Here is a 5,464-nt window from a genome sequence, read left to right as displayed (position 1 = left end):
CATGGAGACGGCTCCCAAACGATGACGGCAATCATCTGATTTCGCTGGCTGGCCTTGGCAACAGGGCCAGATGGGAAAACAACCGAGAAAACATCATGGAATCGACAATCGTAGAGGGCGCATGGAAAGGCCACCTCGGCCGTGGCCTTGCGCCGCGTGAGCTGCAATTTGTTCTGTCGGTCGCACAAGGGCTCACCGCCAAAGAGATCGCCCGGGTGTTCGGCATTGCGCCGGGCACAGTGGTGAAGCGACTGGCCAACGCCATGTTCAAACTCGGCGTTCACCGCCAAGGCGCACTGATCGCTGAAGCGATGCGCCGCCAGATCATCACCCCGCTGTGCCTGCTGCTGGCTGGTCTGATCGCCATGCACACCGCCACTGACGACCAAATGGCCCGCCGCGACCGTCGCCCCACTGAACGCCGATTCGCGGAACTGCACCTGATACGCCGCGCCGAAGCGGTCGAGTTGATCGGCTGAAAAATACGGGCAGCATCACTTCTGCCCATTCACTGAGTGGGCAGCGGGATGCGGACGAAATCGCGCCCTATAACCGCCCATCTGCATTAAATCCCAGAATCGGTTGTTACCGAGCGCTGGCGAAATGAATACGGCCGTGGAACCCGGCGCCGGAGACGTAACCGGTACCGCAGGCGAGTCCGAGGGCATAGCTGGCCAGACTCGACGCATTCCGGGAAGCGCCGGGCGCCTGCACCCTCCCCTCAAACCACAAAGACCGCATTAGCAGATGCCAGGCCAGTCTCAGGGCTAGGCTTGGTCACCCGTGCCTGGCATCTGGCTAATGCGGTTTACGCCTGGAGGCGACCATGAACCCAAGTCACCGCGCTTACTGTGATATAGCGCTTGCAATGCACCAGCGCCGAAACATGTCTGTAGCGATCAGCCTCGGACTGGTCGGCTCAGTTTCACCTAAATGTGCGCCCCGCTACCGGGTAATCCCTGTCAGCGGCGAGTTCTTCCACATCGTCGACGCCCGCACCAACAAAGTGAAGGGTTTCCGGCGTGACCACAACGCCGCCTGCGCTTATGCACGCAAACTTGAGCAGGAGTAGCTGCCATGGCGACCAGCTATGCAGATAGCGCGCAAGCACGCGAATGGGATCGAAAAATGGACGCGTGGGGTCGCCCAAAGGCCACTCCAGCCCAAGGTCCTTTCCATGACTACGAAGCCGCTGCTTCAGAGCGGTCTCAAGCCCAAGTAAATAACGCGGTTCGCGAGTTGGCCGAAAGAAAGGCCCTCGCCATGCGCATTAATGCCGCAGTAGATCAAATGGCCGTTTTCTGGAACCTGAAGGGAAAACCAGAATGAATATTCAAGAGCGCGATCACAAGGCGGCCATTACCTGGATCGAAGGCGAAATTGAAGAGTTTGTTCGCAATATTGGCACCCGCAACGCCAGTGCCGCGGCAACATCGGTCATCACCTTGGCCTTCATGTTGCGGGCAATAGATGAAGCTGAGCATCGCTGCTTCCGGGCGCGTATTGATCAGCTCTACGCCACTTACAACAACTCACTCGTTTCAGCCGCTTAACAGCACCAACCCACAACACTACTTTCAAGGCTGCGCCAAGCGCGGCGAGGGATCGTCATGTCCAAAAAAACTGACCAAGCACTTGCACAAGAGACATTCGAAATGAGCGAAAACGAAGAGTCGAAAAAATCCGTTGTCCCTAAAGTTGCCGTCACCGACATCGCTGAATATCGGCCGCACGAAGAACAGATCATGCGCTTGGAGGCAAGTTATTCAAGCTTGGTCGTTGACTGCTCAACCAGCGAAGGCTTGTCGAACGCTAAGGAGGTTCGTGTCGACATCCGCGACGTACGCTACGCCTTGGCAAATACAACCAAGACGGCCCTCATCCCTTATCAACAGAAAGTCAAAGAAGCTCAGGCCCGCGTCAATCAAGTTAAGGAATTCGGCGAGGCACTAAAGGATCGTGTGCTTGCGATTGAGATGCCTGTCGATGAAGCGATCAAGGCCGAAGAAAAGCGCGTAGCTGACGCCAAGGCGGAGCGCGAGCGTTTGGAATTTGAGCGCGTCGAAGCAATCCGGGCAAAGATTACTCGCTTCAGCTCTGTTGCTGCCGCTTATGCAAGTCGTAGCGCTGCCGACGTTTCAATCATTCTGCAGAGTGTCAAAGAGTCGGTGATCTTGCCCGAGGAATACGGCGAGTTTGAAGCAGAAGGCACCATCGCTCGCGACAACGCTATCGACCAGTTGGAAGCGCTACACAAGTCAGCCATCGAACGAGAAGAGGCTGCTGCCAAGTTGCTGGCTCAGCAGAAAGAACTGGACGAGCTGCGCGAGAAGCAGCGTATCGCCGACGCTGAAGCTGAAGAACTGCGTAAGCAGCGCGCCGAGGAAGACCGTCTGCGCTTGAAAAAGCAGCAGGACGAGCTGGACCAGCAACGTCGCGACATGGACGAGCAACAGCGCCAGCAGCGTGAACGCGACGCGCAGTATCAGCGCGACCAGGAAGAGCTGGCCCGCCTGCGCGCCCAGGCTGCTGCACCCGCTCCAGCGGCGGCTGTTCTTGCGGCCCCAGTGATTACTGGCCCAGCACAAGCGGTTATAGAGGCAGTTGATCCGGACCCAGCGGCGGACGCATTCGCTGACTCGAGCATTCCAAGCGCCAGCGAAGTGGTCGAGGTCGTAGCCATGGCCTTCTGCGTCACCAATGACGAGGCCTCTGCCTGGCTGCGCGTCATGTCGTTCTAAAGAATCCTGATACCACCCCGGAGGTCGACCAAAGTCGTCGGCTATGGAGTTAGCGATGAACGCCCACACCCAGATTTCTACCGTACCCATGGACACCAGCCCGACAGGGCTGATCCTCAACCGAGACAGCATGCAGTCGATGACTGAGCTCGCGGGCATCATGGCGGGGGGCAAAACTACCCTGCCGAAGCATTTTCACGGCAACACCGCCGACTGCATGGCAGTGATCATGCAGTCCATGCAGTGGGGTATGAACCCATTCCAAGTCGCGCAGAAGACCTTCATCGTCAACGGCGGCCAACTGAGCTATGAAGCCCAGCTCGTCAACGCGGTCATCACCACACGAGCCCCTACCCTTGATCGAATCCACTACGAGTGGTTTGGCGACTGGGACAAGATCATTGGCAATTTCCGCGAGATAGAGAGCAAAAAACAAACGGATGACCATGGGCAGCCAAAAAAGTACCGCGTCCCAAACTGGAACATAAATGACGAGAAAGGGTTGGGCGTGCGCGTTTGGGCTACGTTCGTGGGCGAGGATACCCCGCGCGAACTGACCACCTTAATGACTCAGGCTCGAACCCGGAACTCGACGCTGTGGGCAGACGACCCGAAGCAGCAGATCGCCTATCTGGCCCTCAAAAAATGGGCTCGCCTGTATTGTCCTGACGTGATCCTGGGCGTGTACACACGCGAAGAGCTGGACGACGGCTATACGCTTCCGGAAACAGACGTTACCCAGAGGTCTTCAAGCGAAAAGCCTGCTGACGTAGGTGCCGCCTCAGTACCCCAGGGCGACACGACAGATGCGACCTCCGACCTTTTCGAACAGCTGAAAAAAATTGCTCAAAAGCAGGGTATTGAAGGCTATGAAAAAGCCTGGAAAGCCCTTAAACCACAGCAGCGCGGCGCCATTGGCGTGACCCGTCATGGCGAACTGAAGACTATTGCGCAAACCATCGACGCTGAGTTCACAACTGTCAGCGACAGCGCCGACGCTGTTGCCGAAATCTACAATCAGGACGATGCTCAATGAACGTCTCTGTAGACCTTCAGCGCACCAAGCAGTGGCACCAGGACCGCAGCGGGCGACTCACCGCTAGCCGATTTAAGGATGTGATTGCATGGGGCGACCGTGACAAACACGGTAAACGAAAGCCGCTTGCGGCCCGTACCACCTACATGCGCGAGTTGGCTTTTGAGCGTCTGGCCAATAGATCAAAACATTCGGTCAGCAGCAAATCGATGGCCTGGGGGAATGAGGTCGAGCAATCGAGCCACGACTTCTATGAAATTCTCACCGGTAACAACGTCATCAAGTCGGGCTTCATAGTTCACCCAAAATACGACTGGCTGGGCTGCTCGCCGGACGGCTTGATTGGCGAGGATGGCGGTATTGAGTCGAAATGCCCATTCAATGAGGCCGTCCACGTCCGCACCTGGCTCGAAGGCATGCCCGAGGAACATAAGCCGCAGGTTCAAGGCTGCATGTTCGTTACGGGCCGGGATTGGTGGGATTTCCTATCATTCGATCCACGCCAAGATGAAGACTGCCGGCTGTATATCGAGACCATTGAGCGCGATGAGGAGTACATCGCGATGCTTCATCAGGAGCTGGTCCAGTTCAATCTGGAACTGAACCGTATGGTTGATGAAGTCGCAGATAAAGCCAGGGCGCAAGCCCATCGTTTAGGAGCCTGATCATGATCAGCAACCACTTAAGCATGGTCGAGCAGCAACGCCAGCTCGCCGAATCTATATCAAAGCGTATCGCCCAGTATCTGGCCTCCGGCGGTCAGGTCGCCCAACTTCGAAGTCTGCCATGTAATCCGCTGCCGCCTCCCCGCTCACAGAAAATAGACCCTGATACGGTCCTCAAGCGCAAACCGAAAGCGCTGTCGTGGGCCGATCGCAAAGCCCTGCGATTAATGGCTGACTCACTATGAGCAAGCGAAAACCTCACAACCTCCGCGTTCGAATGGAGCGCTCCTGCCGCGCACTGTTGAGCACGAATCACGTCGCTGTAGTGAACATCGACCCGAGCGGACACCAAGGCCTGATCAACTGGGCAAACTGCAAGAACGTCACAGGCCGCAAAGTCGTAGATGCTGTCTGCGACATCCCGCATCGCTGGACGGTTTACCTCAGCGCTCATTGTGTTGATGGTCCAGGGTCTCGCTACACCAAGTCAGTAGAAATAGCGCCTCAAGGCGTTTACCTCGCCGAGCATCTGACAGACGCCATTGAAGCCACCTACAAAGCGCTACTCGCAGAATGCAATCCGAACCATGTAGTTGCGTCAGGCTGGATTGCTATTCCGGCCGAAGTTTCGCTGGACGAAGCTCAAGCTGCACGAGTCTTCGATGCGGTGGGTGCTTGGAGCCAGCAAAAGGTCGCGGCATGAGGCGCATAGCCCGCATCCAGCAACGCAAACGTCAAACTTGGCTCGCACTGCCTGCCAGCGAAATTGAAGAGGAAGACCATGGCAAAATCAGCACAAGAGCGGTCGGCAAAGGCTGCGCAGAAGAGGCTGGCTGTCGCGGAGAAGGAGTTGCGGCACAAGGTCAGGCCGGGTATCCAACAGGCGATAGAGCGGATCTGCGCCCGAGGCCAGACGCCTATCATCGGCGAAGTCTTGCAGATCGCCATCATGAAGATGGACTTGATGCCCGACGATGAGCTGATGAGCTTCTTGCGGTATCCGCGCCACGAAATCGTGATTA

The 5,464-nt window shown here is 56.8% G+C and carries 10 protein-coding genes; all 10 read left to right on the top strand.

What is annotated here, in order from left to right:
- The first annotated feature begins 95 nt into the window (after positions 1–95).
- Complete coding sequence (locus ACP7A4_RS22710; RefSeq protein ID WP_426248458.1) at positions 96–479, top strand: LuxR C-terminal-related transcriptional regulator; 384 nt, start codon at positions 96–98, stop codon at positions 477–479.
- Between the two features lie 407 nt (positions 480–886).
- Positions 887–1,072, top strand: coding sequence for a hypothetical protein (locus ACP7A4_RS22705; protein ID WP_048365906.1), 186 nt, complete (start codon positions 887–889; stop codon positions 1,070–1,072).
- 5 nt (positions 1,073–1,077) lie between these two features.
- Positions 1,078–1,329: a hypothetical protein gene (locus tag ACP7A4_RS22700; protein ID WP_426248457.1), complete on the top strand. Its 252-nt coding sequence runs from the start codon at positions 1,078–1,080 to the stop codon at positions 1,327–1,329.
- A complete protein-coding gene (locus ACP7A4_RS22695; protein WP_426248456.1) occupies positions 1,326–1,553 on the top strand; it encodes a hypothetical protein in 228 nt (75 codons plus the stop codon). Before ACP7A4_RS22700 ends, ACP7A4_RS22695 begins: the two co-directional genes overlap by 4 nt.
- Before the next feature lie 57 nt (positions 1,554–1,610).
- Entirely contained in the window at positions 1,611–2,741 is a 1,131-nt protein-coding gene (locus ACP7A4_RS22690) for a hypothetical protein (RefSeq protein WP_426248454.1), read from the top strand.
- Between the two features lie 55 nt (positions 2,742–2,796).
- On the top strand, positions 2,797–3,777 hold the full coding sequence (locus tag ACP7A4_RS22685; protein WP_426248453.1) for a RecT family recombinase: 981 nt from the start codon (positions 2,797–2,799) through the stop codon (positions 3,775–3,777).
- Positions 3,774–4,442 carry a lambda exonuclease family protein gene (locus ACP7A4_RS22680; RefSeq protein ID WP_426248452.1) on the top strand — a complete coding sequence of 223 codons (669 nt, stop codon included), beginning with the start codon at positions 3,774–3,776 and terminating at the stop codon, positions 4,440–4,442. Before ACP7A4_RS22685 ends, ACP7A4_RS22680 begins: the two co-directional genes overlap by 4 nt.
- Positions 4,443–4,444: 2 nt before the next feature.
- Positions 4,445–4,687: a hypothetical protein gene (locus ACP7A4_RS22675; protein ID WP_426248450.1), complete on the top strand. Its 243-nt coding sequence runs from the start codon at positions 4,445–4,447 to the stop codon at positions 4,685–4,687.
- Positions 4,684–5,145, top strand: coding sequence for a hypothetical protein (locus ACP7A4_RS22670; protein WP_426248449.1), 462 nt, complete (start codon positions 4,684–4,686; stop codon positions 5,143–5,145). The genes ACP7A4_RS22675 and ACP7A4_RS22670 overlap by 4 nt, the downstream gene beginning before the upstream one ends.
- Positions 5,146–5,223: 78 nt before the next feature.
- A partial coding sequence (locus ACP7A4_RS22665) for a hypothetical protein (protein WP_426248448.1) occupies positions 5,224–5,464 on the top strand: 241 nt, incomplete at its 3' end.

Origin of the sequence: Pseudomonas sp. TWR3-1-1 (assembly GCF_049896545.1) — a bacterium.
In the GTDB taxonomy this organism is placed as follows: Bacteria; Pseudomonadota; Gammaproteobacteria; order Pseudomonadales; family Pseudomonadaceae; genus Aquipseudomonas; species Aquipseudomonas weihenstephanensis.
This window is presented reverse-complemented; position numbering and strand designations above follow the sequence as displayed.